Below are 22,496 nucleotides of genomic sequence, written 5' to 3'. Positions count from 1 at the left end.
GCATCGGGGCTCTGCCCCGATAGCCCCGCCAAAGGGCTGAGCCCTTTGGGATTGCGCTACTTGGTGATCTTCACCGAGACCGGGTCGCTCGACGGGAACGTCTCCTCGAGGGCGTCGTCGAGGCGCTCGTCTATCTTGTCCTGCTTGTTGGCGGGATTGGCCTTGTCGTCCGGCTTGGCGCTGCCCTGCTGGAAGCCGGGCTTGGTTTCGTTCTTCAGCTTGTGGTCGTCGGCCATGTCTGTCGCTCGTCGGTGACGGGTGCACGCGCGGTGCCTGTGCGCGTCAACGCGACGGAACCCGGGTGTTTCCGGTTTTTTCGATCGCAAAGGGTATCAATCCGGCCGTGCCGTAGGCTCGGTCAGGCCGTCGCCACCGCCGGGCCAGGCCTTAGGTGCGCCGCCCGGCCGCGCGCCGCGGCTTCACGCATCACGGTCTCGTAGACGCCGGTCAGCCGGTCGAGATGGACCTCCGGCGTCAGCGGCGTGGTCCAGTAGCGGCCATGCGCGGCCCGGCCCATCCGGGCGGCGAGGGCGTCGTCGGACAGGCTGCGCAGATGGGCGGCGAGCGCGTCGGGATCGCCGGAGCGGAACCAGAACCCGGTCTCGCCGTCGATCACCGCCTCCCGGCCCGCGCAGGCGTCGCTGACGATCACCGGCGTGCCGCAGGCCAGCGCCTCGTAGACCGTGAGCGGCTGTCCCTCGTACCAGACGCTCGGGAAGACCAGAGCTCGGGCCCGCCGCATCAGCGCCTGCACGGCGGCGGGTTCGCGCCAGCCGAGCATCACCGCTTCGGGATAGCGGGCGGCGAGATCGGCCCGCTCCGAGCCGTCGCCGACGAACATGGCCCGCACCCCGGCCCGCCGGGCCGCCTCGGCGAAGATCGGCGCGCCCTTCTCGGTGGAGATCCGGCCGACGAACAAAAAGTCGCCCGGCGGGCCATCATGGACAGGCGCCTGCGCCACCGCGATCGGGTTGTCGACCCGGTGGAACACCGTGCCGCCGGGCATCAGCGGCCGCACCACGCTCTCCTGCAGGTCGCTGATCGTGATGACGTGGGAGAACAGCTCCGGCAGCCGGGCGACATGCGCGAGGCCGGCATGGCGGATCATCCGGGCGACCTTGCGCGGGTAGCTGCGCGCATCGCATTTCGCCAGGATGCACGAGGCCGACATCGGCACGCGGTGGCAGATCTTCTGCTCCGGATAGGCGTAGAATCCGCCGGTCGGGCAGACCAGGAAGAACTCGTGCATCGTGTAGAGGCACGGCAGGCCGGAGGCCCGCAGGGCCGGCCCGATGGCCGGCGAGAGCGCCTTGGCGAAGGCGTGGACATGGACCAGCGTGTCCCGCGGATCGCAGGCGGCGAGTTCGGCGGCCAGCGCGCGGGCCGCCGGCCCGTTCCAGATCGCCTGGGCCGCGAAAGCCAATTTGTTGCGCGTCGTGGTGACGTCGTCCTGATCCAGGCAGACCACCCGGATGCCGGCAGCCTCCAGCCGCGGGTCGACCGGGCCCACCGCGGCGAACAGGCTGACGCGGAAACCGCGGGCGGCGAGGCCCAGGGCGGATTCGATCGCGACTTTGGCTTGGCCGCCGTTGATCGCGGCGTGATCGGCGACGAGGACGACGTGCACGTCAAAAAGTTCCGCCGCTCAGATCCGGGACGGAGACCTGTAACGGCCGGCGGTTGATCCTCCGTAAACCCGCTTGCACTTATCATCACGACGGGTCCTGCCGAGACAATGCATGCACGTCGTGATCCTGGCCGAGTTCGCGACCGCCAGCGGCGGGGCGGAGAAGGTCGCCCTGGAATCCGCCCGCGGGCTCGCCGAGGCCGGCCTCGACGTGACCTACATCCAGGCGATCCCGGGCCCGGTCGATCCCCTGCTGGACCACGAAAACATCCGGCGGGTCGAACTCGGCCTGCCCGACATCTGGACCCTGGGCCGCATCAAGGCGGCGGCCACCGGGATCTGGCACGCGGCCGCGGCACGCGCGCTCGAGGCGGCGCTCCGACAGCTGCCGGCGGCGCCGGACTGCCTTCACCTCCACCAGTGGACCCGCGCCCTGTCGCCGGCGATCTTCCCGGTCCTGTCCCGGCTCGGCGTGCCGGTGGTCGTCACCCTGCATGATTACGCCATGGCCTGCCCGAACGGGGTCTATTACCGGTTCGACCGGGGCGAGCCCTGCGGGCTGGCGCCGCTCTCGCCCGCGTGCCTGGCCGCGCCCTGCGACCCCCGCAGCCGGGTTCACAAGCTCGTGCGCGTCGCCCGCGCGGGGGCGCTCCGGCAGGCGCTGCACGGGCGTCCGCTCCACGTCGTCCATGTCTGCGATGCCAGCCGGCGGCGGCTCGGCGACCTGCTCGGCGGCTACGCCGTTACCCATCACCGGGTCGACAACCCGGTCCGGATCGCGGACGGGCCGCCGGCCGATCCCGCCCGAGGCGACGCCATCGCGTATGTCGGGCGCCTGACCCGGGAGAAGGGGGCCGACCTCGTGGCGGACGCCGCCCGGGCGGCGGGACTCACCGCCCTGTTCGTCGGCGCCGGCCCCCTGGAGGCGGAGCTGCGCGCCCGGCCCGGCGTCGAGGTGGTCGGGTGGCAGGCGCCCGATGCCGTCTGGGCGCTGTTGCGCCGCCGCGCCCGGGCGCTCGCCGCCCCGTCGCGCTGGTACGAGACCGGGCCGCTCACGGTCTACGAGGCCCTGGCGGCCGGCATCCCGGTGGTCGCGTCCGAGCGGTCCGGGGCCGCCGAGAAGGTCTGGGACGGGAGGACCGGTTTCGTGGTCGCCCCCGAGATCGGGGCCCTGGCGGCTGCGTTCTCGGCCCTGCGGGACGATGCCTGTGCCGCAACCCTCGGGGCGAAGGCCCGGGCCCGGTTCCGCGCGGCGCCGATGACCCTTGCGACTCACGCCGCCGCGCTCCGGTCCCTCTATGCCGGGCTCGTCGGGGACGCCGCTGCTGCGCTGCACCATGCCGGGGCCGTGGCGCCTCCAGGCGTTGAGCCGCTATGAGATCGATCGACAAGTCTACAAACCGGGGCTTACGCCTGTAGACAGCCGATAGGTTTGATATAGAGAGGCATCGAGTCGGTATCACCGCGCCAAGATGCGGCGTGTAACGGTCGAGCTTTATCGTCGGCGATCGCGTTGCCAGATTGGCGATACGAAGACTGCGCCGATACCCGATTCCGGCATTTTATCCGGATTTTTGGGTCCGTGCCGAAGGCCCAAACATGCACTTGACTTCTTGTTGCAGTGCAACATATAGAGGCGCGTCACCGCGGACGCAGATCGGCGTCCCACCCCGAGACAGCGTTCTGGAGACTCCGATGCAGACCCCGAATTTCGAGATCCCGACCGAGATGCGCGACTTCGCCGAGAAAAGCGTCGACCAGGCGCGCAACGCCGTCGGCTCCCTGATGGCGAACGCCATGAAGGCGGCCGAGCAGGCCCAGGTTTCGGGCCAGACCTTCCAGTCGACCATGACGGCGGCGGTCTCGAAGGGCTTCGAGCACGCGCAGAGCAATGCCAACGCGACCTTCGACTTCGCCCAGAAGCTGGCGCGCACCAAGGACCTGCGCGAGGCGTTCGAGCTGCAGTCCGAGTTCGTCCGCAGCCAGTTCGCCGCGCTCCAGGCCCAGGCCAAGGATTTCGGCGCCCTCGCGCAGCAGAACATCGCCCGCTGAAGGCCGATCTGTCCGCCACAGGTGGATCAGATCAATCAAAGCAGCGCCCGGCCCGACGTGGCCGGGCGCCGTCGGACATCGCAAACCGAAGACGGTCTTCCCTCCGGCCGCCGCTCCGTCAGGGAGCCCGACGCGGACAGGGAGGAGATCGCGCCATGAGCAAGCCGCGTCGACCGAAGGGGCCCCGTTCCCGATGGGATCCGAAGCCGGCTCCGGGTGCGGATGGCGCTGCGCTCCGCGCCGTCCCGCCGCACACCGACACGGCCATCCCGGACGCCGCCGTTTCCAGGGGCCTGGAGGCGGTCGCGACGCAGAGCCCGGACGCTGCCGAGCCGGAGGCTCCCGCAGAAGCCCAGGTCCCGGTGGCTGCCCTCGTTCCACCCGTTACGATCCCGCCCGTCATGGTTCCGTCCGACACGCCTGTCGTGAACGACACCGTCGCCGCGGCCGGCCAAGCGGAGTTCGCGTCGGATCGCCGCGACAGCGTCGGCATCGGCTCGACGATCGCCCGCTACATGCGCGGAGAGGGTAAAGCGGCCCTGGCGCATCTAAACGCCCTGTCGGAAGCCGGCTCGCCGACCGAACTGATGCGCCTGCAGATGAGCGAGGTCCAGCGGGCAGCCGATGCCTCGCTGACCTGCTGGAGCGACGTCATCCGCAAGGCGAGCCGCATCGTCCCGTTCCGCTGACGTGCGGATACATGCTTGAGCCCCGGCTCCGCCCAGATCGTGAAGCAGCCAGTTCGGACATAATGTCCAACCTGTCTCATCTGAAGCGACGCCATGCGATCCTGGCAGGCCGCCGACGCCAAGCAGAATTTCGGCCGGCTGGTTGATGCGGCCAAAGAAGGTCCGCAGATGCTGCTCAGGCACTCCGAGCCGGTCGGGGTCGTGCTGTCGATGGAGTACTACGAGCGGCTCAAGGCTCAAGCCGATTCCGAGTTCGCAAATTTTCTGCTCGCCTCGCCGCTGGAAGAGACGGATTTCGACAGGGATGTGGGCATGAGCCTGTCCGGTGGCTGAGACGCCGGCCGCCTGGATCGTGGACACGGACGTGATCTCGCGGCCGCCCGCGACGAAGGATGATCCGGACCCGCCGGCATCGCAATGGATCCGGCGCAACGCCCATCTGATCCGGATCAGCGCCGTGACCATCGCGGAGGTTCGCCGTGGGCTCGCCTTGGAGACTGTGCGGATCGAGCGCCTGAAAGACGCGCGATCAGGCCGTGCTCGCTATCAAGGCCGCTTGGTACGGACAGCTGAGATCCCGATTCGCCGACCGCATCGTCGCGATCGACGCCGACGTGGCCGAACGTTGGGCCGACGTCTTGGTCCGGTTTCCCTTCCTGCGTGATGGCGACAAGGCCATCCTCGCGACGGCGCTCGTGCATCGGTATGGGATTGCGACGCGAAACCTATCGGATTTCAAGGCCTCGCCAGTGCCGCTGGTGAACCCCTTCGACCCGGCGACATGGTGGGGCGCGGATTCCGAACCGGTGGCACGCCCCGAGAGCGGTTGATCGGCCGGGCGTCAGAAAACCTCACCGAACCTGGCTCGCCCCGACGCACGATCGCCATGTTCGGGCTATCGCATGGGGACGACTCGCGCGGCCGCATCGAACCGCACCGGGCAACCAACGATTAACCCTGTTGCTCCTATGCCTGATCGGAGGGCGCGGGAGATGAATCCGGACCGATGCCGAGCCGCGCGCACCTGATCCGTTCTGCCGTTCACGGCCTCTGCCTCGCTCTGACGCTGGCGGGGGCTCCCGTCGTCGCGCAGAACGGCGACAAGCCCGCCAGCCCGGCCCCCGCGATCGCTATCGGGGCGGATCTCGCGAGCCAGGCCGGGACCACCCGGCTGACCCTGACGTTGTCCCGGGCCGTCGAGGCTCGCGGCTTCGTGATGGAGCGGCCGGACCGGGCGGTGATCGACCTGCCCGAGGTCAATTTCCAGCTCGATTCCGCGGCCGGACGCCGCCGCGAGGGCGTGGTCCAGTCCTTCCGCTACGGCCTGTTCGCCCCCGGCCGCTCCCGGGTGGTGATCGACCTCGCCGCGCCGGCCACGATCGGGCGGATCGAGACCGTGACCCGGGCCAAGGACGGCGCCGTGCTGCTCACGATCCCGCTCCAGCGGGTCGAACGCGAGGTCTTCCGCAAGGCGGCTGCCGCCAGTGATCCGACCCCCGCCCAGGCCCGCAGCGCCCCGCCCGAGCCCGCCGACCAGCGCCCGCTGATCATGGTCGATGCCGGGCATGGCGGCACCGATCCCGGGGCGATCGCGGTGGGCGGGGTGTTCGAGAAGGACATCGTGTTCGGCTACGCGCAGGCGCTGGTCGAGAAGCTCGAATCGAGCGGCCGCTACCGGATCCGGATGACCCGCGACCGGGACGTGTTCGTGCCGCTCGCCGACCGCGTCCGCCTCGCCCGGGAGGCCAGGGCCGACCTGTTCGTGTCGATCCACGCGGATTCGATCTCGGCAGCCCCGCAGGTTCGCGGCGCCACGATCTACACCAACGCCGAGAAGGCGACCGACATCGAATCCGCCAAGCTTGCCGAGCGCGAGAACCGCGCCGATGCGGCAGCCGGCGCCGAGGCCGCCGAGGCGCCCCCGGACATCGCCGACATCCTGCAGGAATTGACCCTGCGCGAGACCCGCGGCTTCTCGTCGGGCTTCGCCCGCACCCTGATGGGCCAGCTCGCCCCGGTCATGGAGATGAGCGCCAAGCCCCACCGGGAGGCGCGCTTCATGGTGCTGCGCTCCCCCGACGTGCCGAGCGTGCTGGTGGAGCTCGGCTATCTGTCGAGCAAGCGCGACCTCGAGATGCTGCAATCGCCGGAGTGGCGGGCGGGCGTCACCGGCTCCATGGCCAAGGCGATCGACCAGTTCTTCGGCAACCGCGCGACGCTGAAAGCTCCGACGATCACGCGGCGGTCGGCCGCCGTCGCCCCAGTTTTACCATAGAGTAAGTGTCGATACGGGACGTCCGAACGCCCCGTCGCACCGCCGCTGAACCGGCAATCCGAGGGGGCTTCACGGGAGCGTCCGGGAGCCGACCGCGTCGAACATGGCGCCCGTGCCGGATGAGCCGAACCCGGCAGGCGGCCGGGCCAGCGACGAGCGGAACACCGGATGCGTCTGATCCTTCGTTTCTTCGGGATCCTGTTCAGCGCCGCCGCGGTGCTGTTCGTGGTCGGCGCTGCGGCCGGCGGCTACTTCTACTGGAAGTACAGCCAGGACCTGCCCGACCACGCGGCGCTCGCCAATTACGAGCCGCCGGTGATGACCCGCATCCACGCATCGGACGGTTCGCTGCTGGCCGAATACGCCCGCGAGCGCCGCTTGTACCTGCCGATCCAGGCGATGCCCAAGATCGTCGTGGCGGCCTTCCTGTCCGCCGAGGACAAGAACTTCTACAAGCACGGCGGCATCGACCCCGAGGGGATCGTGCGCGCCTTCCTGACCAACGCCAAGTCGGGCAAGCGGCAGGGCGCCTCGACCATCACCCAGCAGGTCGCCAAGAACTTCCTGCTGTCCTCCGAGCAGACCTACGATCGCAAGATCAAGGAGGCGCTGCTGGCGCTGCGCATCGAGGCAGCCTACTCCAAAGACAAGATCCTGGAGCTCTACCTCAACGAGATCTTCCTCGGCACCATCGTTCCGGGCCGGAACCTGCACGGGGTCGCGGCCGCGGCGCTCGATTATTTCGGCAAGTCGGTCCACGAGCTGACCATCAACGAGGCGGCCTATCTCGCCGCCCTGCCGAAGGGCCCCAACAACTACCACCCCTACCGCAAGACCCAGGCGGCCCTCGACCGCCGCAACGAGATCATCCGCCTGATGGCGGAGAACAACTACATCACCAAGGACGAGGCGGAAGCCGCCAAGAAGATGCCGCTCGGGGTCAACCCGCGGGTCGCCTTCCCGAACGCCGCCAACGCCAATTACTTCACCGAGGAGGTCCGGCGCGAGATCTCCGAGCGCTACGGCGAGAAGAAGCTCTACGAGGGCGGCCTCTCGGTGCGCGCGACCCTCGACCCGAAGATGCAGGCCTGGGCCCGCAAGGCGCTGGTCGACGGCCTCGTGCGCTACGACCAGGCCCATGGCTGGCGCGGCGCCGTCACCAAGGTCGATCTGACCGGGCGCGACTGGGGCATGGCGGCGGCCGAGGTGCCGGCGCTCGGCGACGTGGCGCCCTGGCGGCTGGCCGTGGTGCTGGGCAATGGTGGCGGCGGCGTGCAGGTCGGCCTCCAGCCGAAGCGCGAGGCGTCGGGTCAGGTGGCCAAGGACCGCGAGACCGGCGTGATCACCCCGGACGGGATGCGCTGGGCCGGACGCCCGAACCTGCAGGCTGGCGACATGGTTTATGTCGAGGCGATCGAGGGCGGGAAGGGCCAGTTCCGCCTGCGCCAGAAGCCCGAGGTCTCCGGCGCCATCGTGGCGATGGACCCGAATACCGGCCGCGTCCACGCGATGGTCGGCGGCTTCTCGTACGACGAATCCGAGTTCAACCGCGCCACCCAGGCGATGCGCCAGCCCGGCTCGTCGTTCAAGCCGATCGTCTACTCGGCGGCCCTCGACAACGGCTACACCCCGGCGTCGATCATCCAGGACACGCCCATCACCATCGAGGCCGGGCCCGGCCAGGAGGCCTGGACGCCCTCGAACTACGACGGCAAGTCCGGCGGCCCGCACACCCTGCGGTATGGGATCGAGCACTCGAAGAACCTGATGACGGTCCGCCTCGCCAAGGATGTCGGCATGCCGCTCATCGCCGAGTATGCCCGCCGCTTCGGCGTCTACGACGACCTGCTGCCGGTGCTGCCGATGTCGCTCGGCGCCGGCGAGACCACGGTCATGCGCATGGTCACGGCCTACTCGATGCTCGCCAATGGCGGGCGCCGCATCCGGCCGACCCTGATCGACCGGATCCAGGACCGGATCGGCGAGACGATCTACCGGCACGACAACCGCAAGTGCATCGGCTGCGACGCGGAGAAGTGGTCCGGCCAGGACGAGCCGAAGCTGGTGGACGATTCCGAGCAGGTGCTCGATCCGCTCACCGCCTACCAGATGGTCTCGATCATGGAGGGCGTCGTCCAGCGCGGCACCGCGACCCTGCTGAAGCAGATCGGCAAGCCGCTGGCCGGCAAGACCGGCACCACCAACGACGCCAAGGACGCGTGGTTCGTGGGCTTCTCGCCGGATCTCGCGGTCGGCATCTACATGGGCTTCGACAAGCCGCGCTCGCTCGGCGACCGCGCCACCGGCGGCGGCCTGGCGGCGCCGATCGCCCTCGAATTCCTGAAGACGGCGCTCAAGGACAAGCCGCCGACGCCGTTCCGGGTGCCGCCCGGGATCAAGCTGATCCGCGTCAACCTCGCCTCCGGCACCCGCGCCGGTTCGGGGGAGGGCGCCGGCACGATCCTGGAGGCGTTCAAGCCCGGCACCGCGCCGCCCGATTCCTACGTCGCCCCGGCCTCCTCCGGCCAGAGTGCCGCCCCCGCGGCGGTGCCGGCGGACCCGGATCGCGCGGCACAGGCGGGCGGACTGTATTGAGGAACGTCCGCAGGATGAACCACCCTGTCATTCCGGGGCGCCGCAGGCGAACCCGGAACCCATAACCGCCGACGGTGCAAGGACTTGATCGGCCGGCGGTCATGGATCCCGGGTTCCGCTTCGCGGCCCCGGGATGACAAAGCGGGTAATGCGGCGGCTGCGAAGCACCCGAAGACAGAAAAAAGCCGCCCGGTTGGGGGCGGCTTGGGAGAGTCATCAGGGAGGCATCAAACAGAGCGGACGAAGGTGTCCAACCCGATATCCAGAACTCTGGATGCCTCTTGATAGCTTGCGATCATTAACGGGCCGTTAAAAACCAATCTTTGGTCGCGTTCTCACGCGGCGAGACTGTCGAACAGGCCGCGCCCGTCGGTGCCGCCGATCAGGCCTTCGACGAAGTTTTCGGGGTGCGGCATCATCCCGAGGACGTTGCCGCTCTCCGAATAGACCCCCGCGATGGCGTTGAGGGAGCCGTTGCGGTTGGCCTCGACCGTGATGGTCCCGGCGGCGTCGCAATACCGGAAGGCGACCCGACCCTCGCCCTCGATCCGCGCCAGCGTCACGGGATCGGCGAAGTAATTGCCCTCGCCGTGCGCGACGCAGACGTCGATGACCTGCCCCGGCGTGTAGGCGCTGGTGAAGCGGGTGTCGGTGCGCTCGACCCGGAGCGTCTGCCGGTGGCAGATGAAGCGGCGGTCGACATTGCGCATCAGCACGCCCGGCAGGAGGCCCGATTCGCACAGGATCTGGAAGCCATTGCAGATGCCGAGCACGAGGCCGCCCCGGGCCGCATGCGCCCGCACCGCATCCATGGCGGCCGCGCGGCCGGCGATGGCGCCGCAGCGCAGGTAATCGCCGTAGGAGAAGCCGCCCGGCAGGACGGCGAGGTCGGTCCCGGCCGGCAGATCCGGATCCGCGTGCCAGACCATGCTGACCCGTGCGCCCGACCGGCGCAGCGCCCGGGCGACGTCGCTCTCGCGATTCGAGCCCGGAAAGACGACGACCGCAGCGTGCATCAGAGGATCTCGATCGCGTAATTCTCGACGACGGTGTTGGCCAGGAGCTTCTCGCAGGCCGTCCGGAGGGTGGACTCGGCGGCCGCGCCGTCACCGGCGGAGACTTCGAGGTCGAACACCTTGCCCTGCCGGACGCTGTCGACGCCCTCGATGCCCAGGGACCGGAGCGCGGCCTCGATCGCCTTGCCCTGCGGGTCCAGCACACCGGTCTTCAGGGTGACGATGATACGGGCTTTCATGGATCTTCCGGTCTCACGCGCAGCCGAAAACGTGGGCGCAACCCGCGGCGTCGTTACACGGGCGGCCGTCGCGCGTTCCCTAGCAGGAAGGCCGCCGGCCTGTCGAACGCCGTGTCGGGCGGGGTACGGCTACCGGGACGCGGCCCGCGCCCGGATCGGCTCGATGCTGGTCGCCCGGCGCCAGAGCTGGAGCATGACCCAGGCCGCGAACAGGCTGAAGACGCCCATCAGGACGTGGCCGACCCGGTCGCCGAGATCGAACAGGCCGGCGAGCGCCCAGCCGGCCGCGATGGCGACGGCGAACACCTCGGTGCCGACGAGGACCATCATGCTCACGATGGTGATGGCGTTGCGCCCGTTCACGAGACCCGTCTCCCGGTCGATTGCGAGATCCCGGACGAAACGAGCCCGGGACCCGCGCAGCTAGCCCAGAGGCGAGGGGCTATGCAACCGCGGGACCCGGGATTGGTGTCCGGGCTCAGCGCGGCGCGCGCTTGGCCAGGATCCGCTGCAGCGTCCGCCGGTGCATGTTCAGGCGCCGGGCGGTCTCGCTGACGTTGCGGCTGCACAGCTCGTAGACCCGCTGGATATGCTCCCAGCGGACCCGGTCCGCCGACATCGGGTTCTCGGGCGGGTCGGCCCGCTCGCCGGGCTGCGCCATCAGCGTGCCGTGGATCTCGTCGGCGTCGGCGGGCTTGGCGAGGTAGTCGAACGCGCCGAGCTTCACCGCCGTGACGGCGGTCGCGATGTTGCCGTAGCCGGTCAGGATCACGCCCCGGGCCTCGGGGCGACGCTCCTTCAGGCGGGCGATCACGTCGAGGCCGTTGCCGTCGCCGAGCCGCATGTCGATCACCGCGAAGGCGGGCGGCCGGGCCTCGACCGCCGAGACCCCGTCGGCCACGCTGTCGGCGACTTGGACGTGGTAGCCCCGGCTTTCCATGGCGCGGGCGAGCCGCGTCGAGAACGGCTTGTCGTCGTCTACGATCAGCAGGCTGCGGTCGGTGAAGGCGGCGAGCGGATCGGCTTCGTTGATCACGGCGGGGTCGATCGCTGCCGTGGTCCCGGGCTGCGTCAGCATCCGGCACTCCTTTCGGGTTTTTGTCAGGGAATTACTAAGTCAGTTCTTGGTCTGATCCTCATATAGGCACGACATCGCCCGGGGGCAGGGGCGCGCGGATATTGAGTTCCGGCGAATGGCGCGGGGCTGCCCCCCGCTCGAAGATGTGCCGGGCCCAGGAAACGCGCACGATCGCCCCGTGCGCCTCCGGCGCCGAGACGTTCATCAGGGCGATCTGGGCGCCCGAGCGCTCGATCAGGGTCTTGGCGATGAACAGGCCGAGGCCGAGTCCGGCCCCCACGGTCCCCCCGGTCTGCGAGCGGTCGGCGCTGCGGGTGGTTACGTAGGGTTCGCCGGCTCGCAGCAGGACCTCGCCGGAGAAGCCCGGGCCGTCGTCGCGGATCTCGATCCAGACCCGCTCCTGGGTCCAGCGCCCTTCCACGGCGACGCGCGAATCGGCGAAGTCGACGGCGTTGTCGAGGATGTTGGCCAGCCCGAACATCACCCCGGGATTGCGGCGGCAGGCGGGCTCCGGCCCGTCGCCCTGGCTGGAGATGTCCAGGACCGCCCCGAGGGCGCGCTGGGGCGCCACCAGTTCCTCCACCAGATGGCTGAACGTCACCGTCTCCAGGAAGCCGACCCCGTCGCCGTCGAGCGAGGTGAGCTTGCCGAGGATGCCCCGGCAGCGGTCGACCTGCTCGCGCAGGAGGTTCAGGTCCTCAGCCACCGCCGGGGAGGCGGTCGGCCCGAGCTGGCGGATCAGCTCCTTCGTCACCAGCATGATGGTGCCGAGCGGCGTGCCCAATTCATGGGCCGCCGCCGCCGCGAGGCCATCGAGCTGCGACAGGTGCTGCTCCCGGGCGAGCACCAGCTCGGTGGCCGCCAGGGCCTGGGCGAGGAGCCGGGTCTCCTCGGCGACCCGCCACGCGTAGACGCCCGTGAACGCGGTTCCCAGCAGGATCGCGGTCCAGACCCCCGAGACGTAGAGGAACGGCAATTCGATCCGCCCGTCCGAGAACCAGGGCAGCGGCCGGTGGACCAGGGCGAGGAGCGTCGCCAGCCCCACGGCCAGCAGGCCGAGCGCCAGGGTCCGCTCCGGCGGCAGCGCGGTGGCGGAGATCAGCACGGGGGCGAGGAACAGCAACGAGAACGGGTTCTGGAGGCCGCCGGTGAGGAACAGGAGCGCGGCGAGCTGCACGATGTCGAAGGCGAGCAGCAGGGCCGCGGAATCGTCGCTCAGCCGGTAGCTCGCCGGGAAGCGGATGCGCAGGGCCAGGTTCAGCCAGGACGAGGTCGCGATCACTAGGAAGCACCAGCCGAACGGCAGGGCCAGACCGAGGCCGAACTGCGCCCCGACCACGGCGGCGCTCTGGCCGGTGATGGCGAGCCAGCGCAGGCGGACGAAGGTGTCGAGCCGGAGATGGCGCGAGTTGCGGACGAGGCCGTTGAGGTTGCTGTCGGGCATGCAGGCATCGGTGCAGCACCGGTGAGGCCTCGCCGGCGCAGGGTGTTTCGATGAAGGCCGCGGCACGGCGTCCGGGCGAGGCGCCGGATCCGTCGCGCCGACGGCGTGGTCACGGGCAAGTCGCCCGGGGCCGGGGATGTTCCGTGATCGTTCAGGGTGGAACCTTATCCTACGGGCCTGGTTGCCGCAGGTTTTTCGCCTGTCGGCGGTACGCCGGCAGCCGCGGGACGGGAGGTGGCGATGCTTCTGGCTTACGCGATGTTCGAGGGCGCCCGCGCCATGATGGCGCCTGCCCGGGTCGCCGCGGACCTGACCCGCCACGCCCTCCAGATGCCCGGCAATCCGCTCGCCTACGGGCCCTACGCCCGGGCGGTCAGCGCCGGCTGCGAGATGTTCGAGCGCGCCACCCGCCGCTACGGCAAGCCCGCCTTCGGGTTCACCGAGACGCTGGTCGACGGGACAGCCGTCCCGGTCACGGAGCGCGTCGTCTGGGAGCGGCCGTTCTGCCGCCTGGTCGCGTTCGAGCGCGCCTTCATCACTCCGCCCGCCGAGCCACAGCCGAAGCTGCTCATCGTCGCGCCGATGTCGGGCCACTACGCCACGCTCCTGCGCGGCACCGTGGAGGCGATGCTGCCGAACCACCGGGTCTACGTCACCGATTGGACCGATGCCCGGATGGTGCCCCTCATGGAAGGGCGCTTCGACCTCGACAGCTATATCGACTATCTCCAAGCGATCTTTGCCGTCCTTGGGCCGGACCTGCACATCATGGCGGTATGCCAGCCGGCGGTGCCGGTGCTGGCGGCGGTGGCGCTCCTGGAAGCCAAGGGCGCACCCATGGTGCCGGCCTCGATGACCCTGATGGGCGGCCCGATCGACACCCGTCGCTCGCCCACCGCGGTGAACTGCCTGGCCCAGGAGCGCGGCCAGGCCTGGTTCGAGCGCAACACGATCAGCCTGGTGCCTCCCGTGTTCCCGGGTGCCTGGCGCCGGGTCTATCCCGGCTTCCTGCAGCTCTCCGGCTTCATGGCGATGAACCTCGACCGCCACGTCACCGCCCATTCGGACATGTTCGACCATCTGGTGAAGGGCGACGGCGACTCGGCCGAGAAGCACCGGGACTTCTACGACGAGTACCTGGCGGTGATGGACCTCACCGCGGAATACTACCTCCAGACCGTGCAAACGGTCTTCGTCGACCACGCCCTGCCCAAGGGGCGGATGCGCCACCGCGGCACCCGCGTCGATCTCGGGGCTATCCGCCGCTGCGCCATCCTGGCGGTCGAGGGCGAGAACGACGACATCTCCGGGGTCGGCCAGACCAAGGCGGCCCTCGACCTGACGCCGAACCTGCCGGAGGCCCGCAAGGCGTATCACCTCCAGGCCGGCGTCGGGCATTACGGGGTGTTCAACGGCTCCCGCTACCGCACGGTCATCGCCCCGCGGATCGCCGCCTTCATTCGCGCCCAGCAGGCCGAAGCCGGCACCCGCGGCGCACACCTGCGCCAGGTGGGCTGAAGCCGGGCCAGACGCGCCTCTCCCGCCCCCGCAGAGCGACGCTGTTTCACACAACGGCTTGCGAAAGGCGCCACGCGCCCCCTCTCCCGTGCGGGAGAGGGGACCCGCGCGACATCCGGGGTGTGTGATCCGATAGTCCACAAGGGGTAGGGGGCGCGTCCCTCAAACCTTCGGCTGCCGGCGCAGGTGCGTGAGCCCATGAACCCGACCGGGCGGTCGCACCGCATATTGAATTCTTTTTCGCTCCCGATGGCGCGAGGCTTGCGAGACGGCGTCCGTGAGCATGATGACCGCCGATCCGACTGCGCCCCGCCTTCCGTTTCAGCCGTCGTCCCGCCCCCGACGGGCGCGAAGGCGTGTGCCTGACGCGGAAAACCAGAATTCGATTCTCCAAAACCGTCTTGCGATAGCGGGAAACTGGCGCATGCTGCCGCTTCCGTGAAACTCAGCCTGTCCTGGCCCTGAGCCACGGCCGGGATACCGCACCTTCGCCGTCGAACCCGTCACACGCCGCATCCGCGATGCAGGCCCGCACCGGCCAGGGAGATCACGATGGACCGCAGGACCTTCCTCAAGGGCTCGGCCGCAATCGGGCTGGCAGCCCCGCAGATCGCGAGGCCGGCTCTGGCGCAGGGCGCCAAGGTGCTGCGCTTCGTGCCTCAGGCGAACCTCGCCAATTTCGATCCGATCTGGGGCACGCAATACGTCGTGCGCAACGCCGGCACCCTCGTCTGGGACATGCTCTACGGGGTCGACGCCCAGCTGAAGCCGCAACGCCAGATGGTCGAGTCCGAGGAGCTCTCGGGCGACCAGCTGAACTGGACCTTCCGGCTGCGTCCCGGCCTGAGATTCCATGACGGCGAGCCGGTGCTCGCCAAGGACGTCGTGGTGAGCCTGACCCGCTGGATGGCCCGCGACCCGCTGGGTCTGATGATCCGGGCGATCCAGGACGACCTCGCCGCCGTCGACGACCGGACCTTCCGGTGGCGCCTGAAGAAGCCGTTCCCAAAACTGCTCTACGCGCTCGGCAAGACCAATGCCCCGATGGCCCTGATCATGCCGGAGCGGATCGCCAAGACCGATCCGTTCACGCAGATCAGCGAGTATGTCGGCTCCGGCCCGATGACCTTCGTGCGCAACGAATGGGTACCGGGCGCCCGCGCCGTCTTCCAGAAATTTGCCGACTACAAACCCCGCGACGAGCCGAATTCCTGGCTGGCGGGTGGCAAGCAGATCCTGGTCGACCGGGTCGAGTGGGTGATCATGCCCGACGCCGCCACCGCCTCGGCGGCGTTGCAGAACGGCGAGGTCGACTGGTGGGAGAACCCGATCTCCGACCTCGTGCCGCTCCTGCGTAAGAACGCCAACCTCAACGTCGATATCGCCGACCCGCTGGGCAATGTCGGGTCGTTCCGGATGAACCACCTGTACCCGCCCTTCGACAACCCGAAGATCCGCCAGGCCGTGCTCACCGCCATGAGCCAGGAGGATTACATGCGGGCGATCGTCGGCGACGACGACAGCCTGTGGAAGAAGCTGCCGGGCTTCTTCACTCCGGGTACGCCACTGTTCAGCGACGCCGGCGGTGCCCAGGTCGGCAAGGGCGATATCAAGCTCGGCCAGAAGCTGCTCAAGGAAGCCGGCTACAAGGGCGAGCCCGTGGTCTGCATCGTGGCGCAGGACCAGCCGATCACCAAGGCGCAGGGCGACATCACCGCCGACCTCTTGAAGCAGATGGGCTTCAACGTCGATTTCGTCGCCACCGACTGGGGCACCACCGGCACCCGCCGGGCCTCCAAGGCGCCGCCCGCCCAAGGCGGCTGGAACATGTTCCATACCTGGCACGCGGGCGCCGACTGCATCAACCCGGCGGGCTACCCCGCGGTCCGGGCCGGCGGCGACAAGGCCTGGTTCGGCTGGCCGAACGTCCCGCCCGTGGAGGCGGCCATCACCGAGTGGTTCGACGCGGCCGATCCGGCCGCCGAGAAAGCCGCCATCGACAAGGTCAACGCCGCCGCCTGCGAGGGCGTGGTCTACGTCCCGACCGGGTTCTTCCTCGGCTACCAGGCCTGGCGCAAGACCGTCTCCGGCATCGTCAAGGGGCCGATCCCGTTCACCTGGGGCGTGTCGAAGGCGTGATGGGGCGGGTGGTTGTCATGTGGCACGCGTGCCGCGCGCTCCCTCCCCCCTCTGCGGGGGAGGGTGGCCCCTGCGTCAGCAGGGGTCGGCAGAGGGGAAACCGGCTGCCGGGAAGGGTGCAGCCCTCATGAAGGCCACCACTTCGTTCTGCGCCGTCGCTCCCCTCTCCCGACCCCCTTCGGGGGCCACCCTCCCCCGCAAAGGGGGGAGGGGACTGCGTCGAGCCCACCGCAACACCCAGCCTACGCCATAGCGGAGGATCCATGCTCGGCTATATCGGCAGGCGCATCCTGGCCACCATCCCGGTGATGGCGGTGGTCGGCTTGTTCGTCTTCAGCCTCCTGTACTTCGCCCCCGGCGATCCGGCCGCGATCATCGCGGGCGATCAGGCGACGCCGGACGACGTCGCCCGCATCCGCGCCTCGCTCGGCCTCGACCGGCCGTTCCTGGTGCGGTTCGGCGAATGGTCCTGGCAGATCCTCCACGGGGATCTCGGCACCTCGATCTTCACCAACCTGCCGGTCACCACGATGATCGGGCAGCGGATCCAGCCGACCGTGTCGCTGATGCTGGTCACCCTGGTCCTGGCCATCGTGGTGGCGGTGCCGTTGGGCGTCGTGGCGGCCTGGAAGGCCGGCAGCCTGATCGACCGGCTGGTCATGGGTCTCGCCGTGCTGGGTTTTTCCGTGCCGGTCTTCGTGGTCGGCTACGTGCTGGCCTACGTATTCGCCCTCGAACTCGGCTGGCTGCCGGTGCAGGGCTACACGCCGATCGAGCAGGGCCTGTGGCCGTGGTTCTCGAACCTGATCCTGCCCGCGGTGACGCTCGGCCTCGTCTACATCGCGCTGATCGCCCGGGTGACGCGGGCGACCATGCTGGACGTGCTGAGCCAGGACTACGTGCGCACCGCCCGGGCCAAGGGTCTGGCGCAGGGGCCGGTGCTGTTCATCCACGCCCTCAAGAACGCCGCGGTGCCGATCGTCACCGTGATCGGCATCGGCATCGCGCTCCTGATCGGCGGTGCGGTGGTCACCGAGACGGTGTTCGCGATTCCCGGCCTCGGTCGTCTCACGGTCGATGCCATCCTGCGCCGTGATTACCCGGTCATCCAGGGCGTCGTCCTGCTGTTCAGCTTCGTCTACGTGCTGGTGAACCTCGCCATCGACCTGTTCTACACATTGCTCGACCCGAGGATCCGCTATTGACCGCGACCGTCGCGCCTCTTTCCGGTCCGTCCCTCGCCAGGGACCCGTCGCCCACGGACCCGCCGCCCAAGGGGCCGCCCCCCGCGGGCCTCGCCGTCGCCACGCCAATGCCGGACGTGATCCCGGCGCGCAAACGCCGGGGGCCGGTCTGGGGCTACGTCCGCCGCAACCCGACCATCGTGGTCGGCGGCCTGCTGCTGCTGATCGTGTTCCTGATGGCTTTGCTGGCGCCCTATCTCGGCACCGTCGATCCGACCGCGCTCGCTCCGGCCAAGCGCACCCGCGTGCCCTCGGCCCAGTACTGGTTCGGCACCGACATGCTCGGCCGGGACATCTACTCGCGCGTCGTCTACGGCGCCCGCGTCTCGCTGCTCGTCGGATTTTCCGTGGCGCTCCTCGCCTCGGTGGCTGGGCTCGCGGTCGGGCTGATCTCGGGCATGGTGCGCTGGCTCGACGGCTTGGTCATGCGGATCGTCGACGGGATGATGTCGATCCCGCCGATCCTGCTGGCCATCACCCTGATGGCGCTCACCCGGGGCTCGGTCCAGAACGTGATCGTGGCGATCACCATCGCGGAGATCCCGCGGGTCGCCCGGCTGGTGCGCGGCGTCGTGCTGTCGCTGCGCGAGCAGCCCTATGTCGAGGCCGCCGTGACCACGGGCACGCGCATGCCGGCGATCATCTGGCGCCACATCCTGCCCAACACCCTGGCGCCCATGACCGTGCAGGCGACCTATATCTGCGCCTCCGCGATGATCACCGAGGCGATCCTGTCGTTCATCGGCGCGGGCGTGCCGCCCTCGACGCCGTCCTGGGGCAACATCATGGCCGAGGGCCGGGCCCTCTGGCAGGTCAAGTTCTACATCATCCTGTTCCCGGCGATCTTCCTGTCCATGACGGTGCTCGCGGTGAACCTCGTCGGCGACGGCCTGCGCGACGCCCTCGACCCCCGCATGGCCAAAGACGCATGAGGACCAGCAGCGTGAGCGGCACCCCCCTCCTGTCGATCGAGAGCCTGCAGGTCCATTTCCGCACCCCCGACGGGGCCAACCGGGCGGTGGACGGCGTGTCCTTCGCGATCCAGGCCGGCGAGACCCTGGCGATCGTCGGCGAATCCGGCTGCGGCAAGTCGGTGACCGCGATGTCGATCCTGCGGCTCCTGCCCGAGCCGCCGGCCGCCATCGCCGGCGCCATCCGGTTCGAGGGACAAAACCTCCTCGACCTGCCGATCCGGGCAATGCGCAAGATCCGCGGCAACGACATCAGCGTCATCTTCCAGGAGCCGATGACCAGCCTGAACCCGGTGCTGACCGTCGGCCACCAGATCGGCGAGACCCTGCGGCTGCACCAGGGCCTGAGCCGGCGCGAGGCCGAGGCGCGGGCGGTGGAGATGCTGACGCTGGTCGGCATCCCCGAGCCGGTGCGCCGGGTGCGGGAATATCCGCACCAGCTTTCGGGGGGCATGCGCCAGCGGGTCATGATCGCCATCGCGCTGGCCTGCTCGCCGAAACTCCTGATCGCCGACGAGCCGACCACGGCGCTGGACGTGACCATCCAGGCCCAGATCCTCGACCTGATGCGCGACCTGAAGCGCCGGGTCGGCGCCGCGATCATGCTGATCACCCACGATCTCGGCGTGGTCGCCGAGGTCGCCGACCGGGTGGTGGTGATGTATGCCGGCCGGAAGGTCGAGGAGGCCTCGGTCCGCGACCTGTTCCGGACGCCGCGCCATCCCTATACCCGCGGCCTGATGGGGGCGGTGCCCAAGCTCGGCGCGGTCGAGCACGGCGCCACCGAACGGCTCGCCGAGATTCCCGGCATGGTCCCGAGCCTGAAGCAGCGGATCGAGGGCTGCGTCTTCGCGGGCCGCTGCCCGGACGTGACCGACCTGTGCCGCAGCTACGCCCCGGCCCTGGAGCCGAAGGCGCCGGGCCACCTCGCCGCTTGCCACTACGCGCCGCAGGAGGCGCTCGCGGCATGATGTTTTGTGACTTGGCGCAACGCGCGGCGCGTCTTCCCTCCCCCCTCTGCGGGGGAGGGTGGCCCCTGCGTCAGCAGGGGGCGGGAGAGGGGAACCCGGCTTCAGGACAAGGCCGAGCCGGTATGAAGGCCACCGCCTCATCCTGCACCGTCGCTCCCCTCTCCCGACCCCCTCTAGCGTCCGTTGTGGCCCACCCTGTATCCCAGGCCGCCAGCTCGCCGCCCGTCCCCCTGCACACTCCCCGCCAGGCGCCGCACCACGCCCTAACCGTATGCTGTTTCGTGACTTGGCGCAACGCGCGGCGCGTCCTCCCTCCCCCGCAGAGGGGGGAGGGGACGCGCTGCGCGCGCCTTTCCTCGTCTCGTCACGGAGACCCGCCCGTGACGACGACCGCCCGCACCCTCCTGCAGGTCAACGACCTGAAAAAACACTTCCCGCTCGGCGGCGGCCTGTTCGGCCGATCGACCCGGGTGCTCAAGGCGGTGGACGGCCTGTCCTTCACGGTGGACCGGGGCGAGACCCTGTCGCTGGTCGGGGAATCCGGCTGCGGCAAGTCCACCGTCGCCAAGGCGCTGATGCGCCTCTACGCCCCCACGGCCGGGCAGGTGGTGCTGGCTGGCCGGCGCATCGACGATCTCTCGGCCGGCACTTTGCGGCCCCTGCGGCGGCGGATGCAGATGGTGTTCCAGGATCCGTTCTCGTCGCTCAACCCGCGGATGCGGGTGCGGGCGATCCTGGCCGAGCCGATCCGCAATTTCGGGCTGGCTAAGGGCTCGGCCGACCTCGAGGCGAAGCTCGCCGCCCTGATGGAGCGGGTCGGCCTGCCGCGCGAGGCCTTGGGGCGCTGGCCCCACGAGTTCTCGGGCGGACAGCGCCAGCGCATCGGTATCGCCCGGGCGCTCGCCGCCGAGCCGGACCTGATCATCTGCGACGAGGCGGTCTCGGCGCTGGACGTCTCGGTGAAGGCCCAGATCGTCAACCTGCTGCGCGACCTGCAGCGCGAGCTCGATCTGGCGATGCTGTTCATCTCGCACGACCTCGCCATCGTCGAGCACATGACCCACCGGGTGGCGGTGATGTATCTCGGCAAGATCGTCGAGATCGGCCCGCGCCGGGCGCTGTTCCTGGCGCCGAAGCACCCCTACACGCAGGCGCTGCTCTCCGCGGTGCCGATCCCGGAGCCCGGGGCCGGACGCACCCGCATCGTGCTCAAGGGCGACGTTCCGAGCCCGATCGACCCGCCCAGCGGCTGCCGCTTCCACACCCGCTGCCCGCAGGCCTTCGACCGCTGCCGGGTCGAGGAGCCGCGCCTCGACACCGTCGGCGCCGGCCATCTGGCCGCCTGCCACCTCAACGACGCGGCCGCGCCGGCGGTCGCGGCCTGACATCCCACCGGAGACCGCCGTGCAGCACGACCTGATCCTCAAGGGCGCCCGGGTGATCGACCCGTCGCAGAACCACGATGGCGTCTGCGACGTCGCCTTCGCGGAGGGCCGCGTCTCCGGCTTCGGCCGCGACCTGGTCGCGGGCCCGGGGACGCAGGTTCGGAACATAGGCGGCGCGATCGTGACCCCGGGGCTGATCGACCTGCACACCCATGTCTACTGGGGCGGCACCTCGATCGGCATCGACGCCGACGATTTCTGCCGCACCTCCGGGGTGACCACCTCGGTGGATACCGGCAGTGCCGGGCCGGGCAATTTCGCGGGCTTTCGCAAGCACGTGATCGACCGCTCTGAGGCGCGCATCCTCGCCTATCTGCACGTGTCGTTCGCCGGCATCTACGCCTTCTCGAAGACGATTATGGTCGGCGAGAGCCAGGATCCGCGGCTGATGGCGCCGCGCGAGGCCGTGGAGGTCGCCGAGGCCAACCGCGACGTGATCATCGGCATCAAGGTCCGGGTCGGGCGCAACTCCTCCGGCGACCAGGGCACTGCGCCGCTCAACATCGCCCTCCAGGTCGCGGAGGAGACCGGCCTGCCGCTGATGGCCCATATCGACGAGCCGCCGCCGAGCTACGAGGAGGTTCTGGCGATGCTCCGCCCCGGCGACGTGCTGACCCACGCGTTCCGGCCGTTCCCGAACTCGCCCGTGACCGCGCAGGGGGCGGTCAAGCCGGCGCTCCGCCAGGCCCGGGCCCGGGGCGTGCTGTTCGATATCGGCCACGGCAAGGGCTCGTTCGCGTTCAAGACCGCCCGGGCCATGCTGGCGGGCGGTTTTTTGCCGGACACGATCTCCTCCGACGTGCACCAGCTCTGCATCGACGGGCCGGCCTTCGACCAAGTCACCACCATGTCGAAGATGCTCTGCCTCGGCATGAGCCTGCACGACGTCATCGCCGCCTCCACGGTCAACGCCGCGGTGGCGGTGAAGCGGATGGAATACGGCACCCTGAAGGTCGGGGCGCTCGGCGACGCCACCGTGCTGTCGGTGCAGGACGGGGCGTTCGATTACGTGGACACGCGGGGCGAGCACATGACCGGCGCCCAGCGGATTTTTTCTGAGGGCGTTGTGCTGCGGGGTAAGTGGTGGCACCCGGTTTGACGTGGTGATGATGCGGTTTCTCACCGAAGGGTTCACACTGCACCGCCATTGCGAGCGCAGCGAAGCAACCTAGGGAAACGCTACTTTCGGAGAT

Annotated in this window: 21 protein-coding genes; 14 read left to right on the top strand and 7 right to left on the bottom strand. The window is 69.6% G+C overall.

Features of this window, described 5'->3' with window-relative positions:
- Window positions 1–56 precede the first annotated feature (56 nt).
- The gene (locus MKL11_RS23045) at window positions 57–236 is read right to left on the bottom strand and encodes a hypothetical protein (protein WP_243947615.1); all 180 of its coding nucleotides are present in this window, start codon (window positions 234–236) and stop codon (window positions 57–59) included.
- A 122-nt stretch (window positions 237–358) separates the two neighbouring features.
- Complete coding sequence (locus tag MKL11_RS23040) at window positions 359–1,627, bottom strand: glycosyltransferase family 4 protein (protein WP_243947613.1); 1,269 nt, start codon at window positions 1,625–1,627, stop codon at window positions 359–361.
- 112 nt (window positions 1,628–1,739) lie between these two features.
- Here MKL11_RS23040 and MKL11_RS23035 point away from each other — a divergent pair, with 112 nt between their 5' ends.
- The 7 genes from MKL11_RS23035 to MKL11_RS23005 all read left to right on the top strand — a co-directional run bounded on the left by MKL11_RS23035 (window position 1,740) and on the right by MKL11_RS23005 (window position 9,238).
- On the top strand, window positions 1,740–3,005 hold the full coding sequence (locus tag MKL11_RS23035; protein WP_243947612.1) for a glycosyltransferase: 1,266 nt from the start codon (window positions 1,740–1,742) through the stop codon (window positions 3,003–3,005).
- A 317-nt stretch (window positions 3,006–3,322) separates the two neighbouring features.
- Window positions 3,323–3,679 (top strand): phasin, encoded by a 357-nt coding sequence (locus MKL11_RS23030; RefSeq protein WP_243947611.1) that lies wholly within the window; start codon window positions 3,323–3,325, stop codon window positions 3,677–3,679.
- 155 nt (window positions 3,680–3,834) lie between these two features.
- Window positions 3,835–4,368, top strand: a complete 534-nt coding sequence (locus tag MKL11_RS23025; RefSeq protein ID WP_243947610.1) for a hypothetical protein — start codon at window positions 3,835–3,837, stop codon at window positions 4,366–4,368.
- A gap of 93 nt (window positions 4,369–4,461) precedes the next feature.
- Window positions 4,462–4,701, top strand: a complete 240-nt coding sequence (locus MKL11_RS23020; protein WP_243947609.1) for a type II toxin-antitoxin system Phd/YefM family antitoxin — start codon at window positions 4,462–4,464, stop codon at window positions 4,699–4,701.
- A 203-nt stretch (window positions 4,702–4,904) separates the two neighbouring features.
- Window positions 4,905–5,198, top strand: a complete 294-nt coding sequence (locus tag MKL11_RS23015) for a hypothetical protein (protein WP_243947608.1) — start codon at window positions 4,905–4,907, stop codon at window positions 5,196–5,198.
- A gap of 176 nt (window positions 5,199–5,374) precedes the next feature.
- Complete coding sequence (locus tag MKL11_RS23010) at window positions 5,375–6,643, top strand: N-acetylmuramoyl-L-alanine amidase (protein ID WP_243947606.1); 1,269 nt, start codon at window positions 5,375–5,377, stop codon at window positions 6,641–6,643.
- A 168-nt stretch (window positions 6,644–6,811) separates the two neighbouring features.
- Window positions 6,812–9,238: a penicillin-binding protein 1A gene (locus tag MKL11_RS23005; RefSeq protein ID WP_243947604.1), complete on the top strand. Its 2,427-nt coding sequence runs from the start codon at window positions 6,812–6,814 to the stop codon at window positions 9,236–9,238.
- A 335-nt stretch (window positions 9,239–9,573) separates the two neighbouring features.
- Here MKL11_RS23005 and purQ read toward each other — a convergent pair whose 3' ends face one another.
- The 5 genes from purQ to MKL11_RS22980 all read right to left on the bottom strand — a co-directional run bounded on the left by purQ (window position 9,574) and on the right by MKL11_RS22980 (window position 13,015).
- Window positions 9,574–10,254, bottom strand: coding sequence for a phosphoribosylformylglycinamidine synthase subunit PurQ (purQ, locus tag MKL11_RS23000; protein ID WP_243947602.1), 681 nt, complete (start codon window positions 10,252–10,254; stop codon window positions 9,574–9,576).
- Entirely contained in the window at window positions 10,254–10,493 is a 240-nt protein-coding gene (gene purS / locus MKL11_RS22995) for a phosphoribosylformylglycinamidine synthase subunit PurS (protein WP_243947600.1), read from the bottom strand. The genes purQ and purS overlap by 1 nt, the downstream gene beginning before the upstream one ends.
- A 129-nt stretch (window positions 10,494–10,622) precedes the next feature.
- Window positions 10,623–10,856, bottom strand: coding sequence for a hypothetical protein (locus tag MKL11_RS22990; RefSeq protein ID WP_243947598.1), 234 nt, complete (start codon window positions 10,854–10,856; stop codon window positions 10,623–10,625).
- 115 nt (window positions 10,857–10,971) lie between these two features.
- The gene (locus tag MKL11_RS22985; RefSeq protein WP_243947596.1) at window positions 10,972–11,571 is read right to left on the bottom strand and encodes an ActR/PrrA/RegA family redox response regulator transcription factor; all 600 of its coding nucleotides are present in this window, start codon (window positions 11,569–11,571) and stop codon (window positions 10,972–10,974) included.
- A 58-nt stretch (window positions 11,572–11,629) separates the two neighbouring features.
- Window positions 11,630–13,015 carry an ActS/PrrB/RegB family redox-sensitive histidine kinase gene (locus MKL11_RS22980; RefSeq protein ID WP_243947595.1) on the bottom strand — a complete coding sequence of 462 codons (1,386 nt, stop codon included), beginning with the start codon at window positions 13,013–13,015 and terminating at the stop codon, window positions 11,630–11,632.
- 240 nt (window positions 13,016–13,255) lie between these two features.
- Here MKL11_RS22980 and MKL11_RS22975 point away from each other — a divergent pair, with 240 nt between their 5' ends.
- From MKL11_RS22975 to MKL11_RS22945, 7 genes are all read left to right on the top strand, one after another.
- Window positions 13,256–14,533: a polyhydroxyalkanoate depolymerase gene (locus MKL11_RS22975; protein ID WP_279600665.1), complete on the top strand. Its 1,278-nt coding sequence runs from the start codon at window positions 13,256–13,258 to the stop codon at window positions 14,531–14,533.
- A gap of 552 nt (window positions 14,534–15,085) precedes the next feature.
- Window positions 15,086–16,672: an ABC transporter substrate-binding protein gene (locus MKL11_RS22970; protein WP_243947594.1), complete on the top strand. Its 1,587-nt coding sequence runs from the start codon at window positions 15,086–15,088 to the stop codon at window positions 16,670–16,672.
- A gap of 263 nt (window positions 16,673–16,935) precedes the next feature.
- Window positions 16,936–17,877, top strand: a complete 942-nt coding sequence (locus tag MKL11_RS22965) for an ABC transporter permease (RefSeq protein WP_243947593.1) — start codon at window positions 16,936–16,938, stop codon at window positions 17,875–17,877.
- Window positions 17,874–18,848 (top strand): ABC transporter permease, encoded by a 975-nt coding sequence (locus MKL11_RS22960; protein WP_243947592.1) that lies wholly within the window; start codon window positions 17,874–17,876, stop codon window positions 18,846–18,848. Before MKL11_RS22965 ends, MKL11_RS22960 begins: the two co-directional genes overlap by 4 nt.
- The gene (locus tag MKL11_RS22955) at window positions 18,845–19,858 is read left to right on the top strand and encodes an ABC transporter ATP-binding protein (protein ID WP_243947591.1); all 1,014 of its coding nucleotides are present in this window, start codon (window positions 18,845–18,847) and stop codon (window positions 19,856–19,858) included. Before MKL11_RS22960 ends, MKL11_RS22955 begins: the two co-directional genes overlap by 4 nt.
- A gap of 380 nt (window positions 19,859–20,238) precedes the next feature.
- Window positions 20,239–21,243, top strand: coding sequence for an ABC transporter ATP-binding protein (locus tag MKL11_RS22950; RefSeq protein WP_243947590.1), 1,005 nt, complete (start codon window positions 20,239–20,241; stop codon window positions 21,241–21,243).
- Between the two features lie 19 nt (window positions 21,244–21,262).
- On the top strand, window positions 21,263–22,402 hold the full coding sequence (locus tag MKL11_RS22945; RefSeq protein ID WP_243947589.1) for an amidohydrolase/deacetylase family metallohydrolase: 1,140 nt from the start codon (window positions 21,263–21,265) through the stop codon (window positions 22,400–22,402).
- The last annotated feature ends 94 nt before the right edge of the window (window positions 22,403–22,496 follow it).

The sequence above is a fragment of the Methylobacterium sp. J-077 genome (genome assembly GCF_022829365.1).
GTDB lineage: Bacteria > Pseudomonadota > Alphaproteobacteria > Rhizobiales > Beijerinckiaceae > Methylobacterium.
This window is presented reverse-complemented; position numbering and strand designations above follow the sequence as displayed.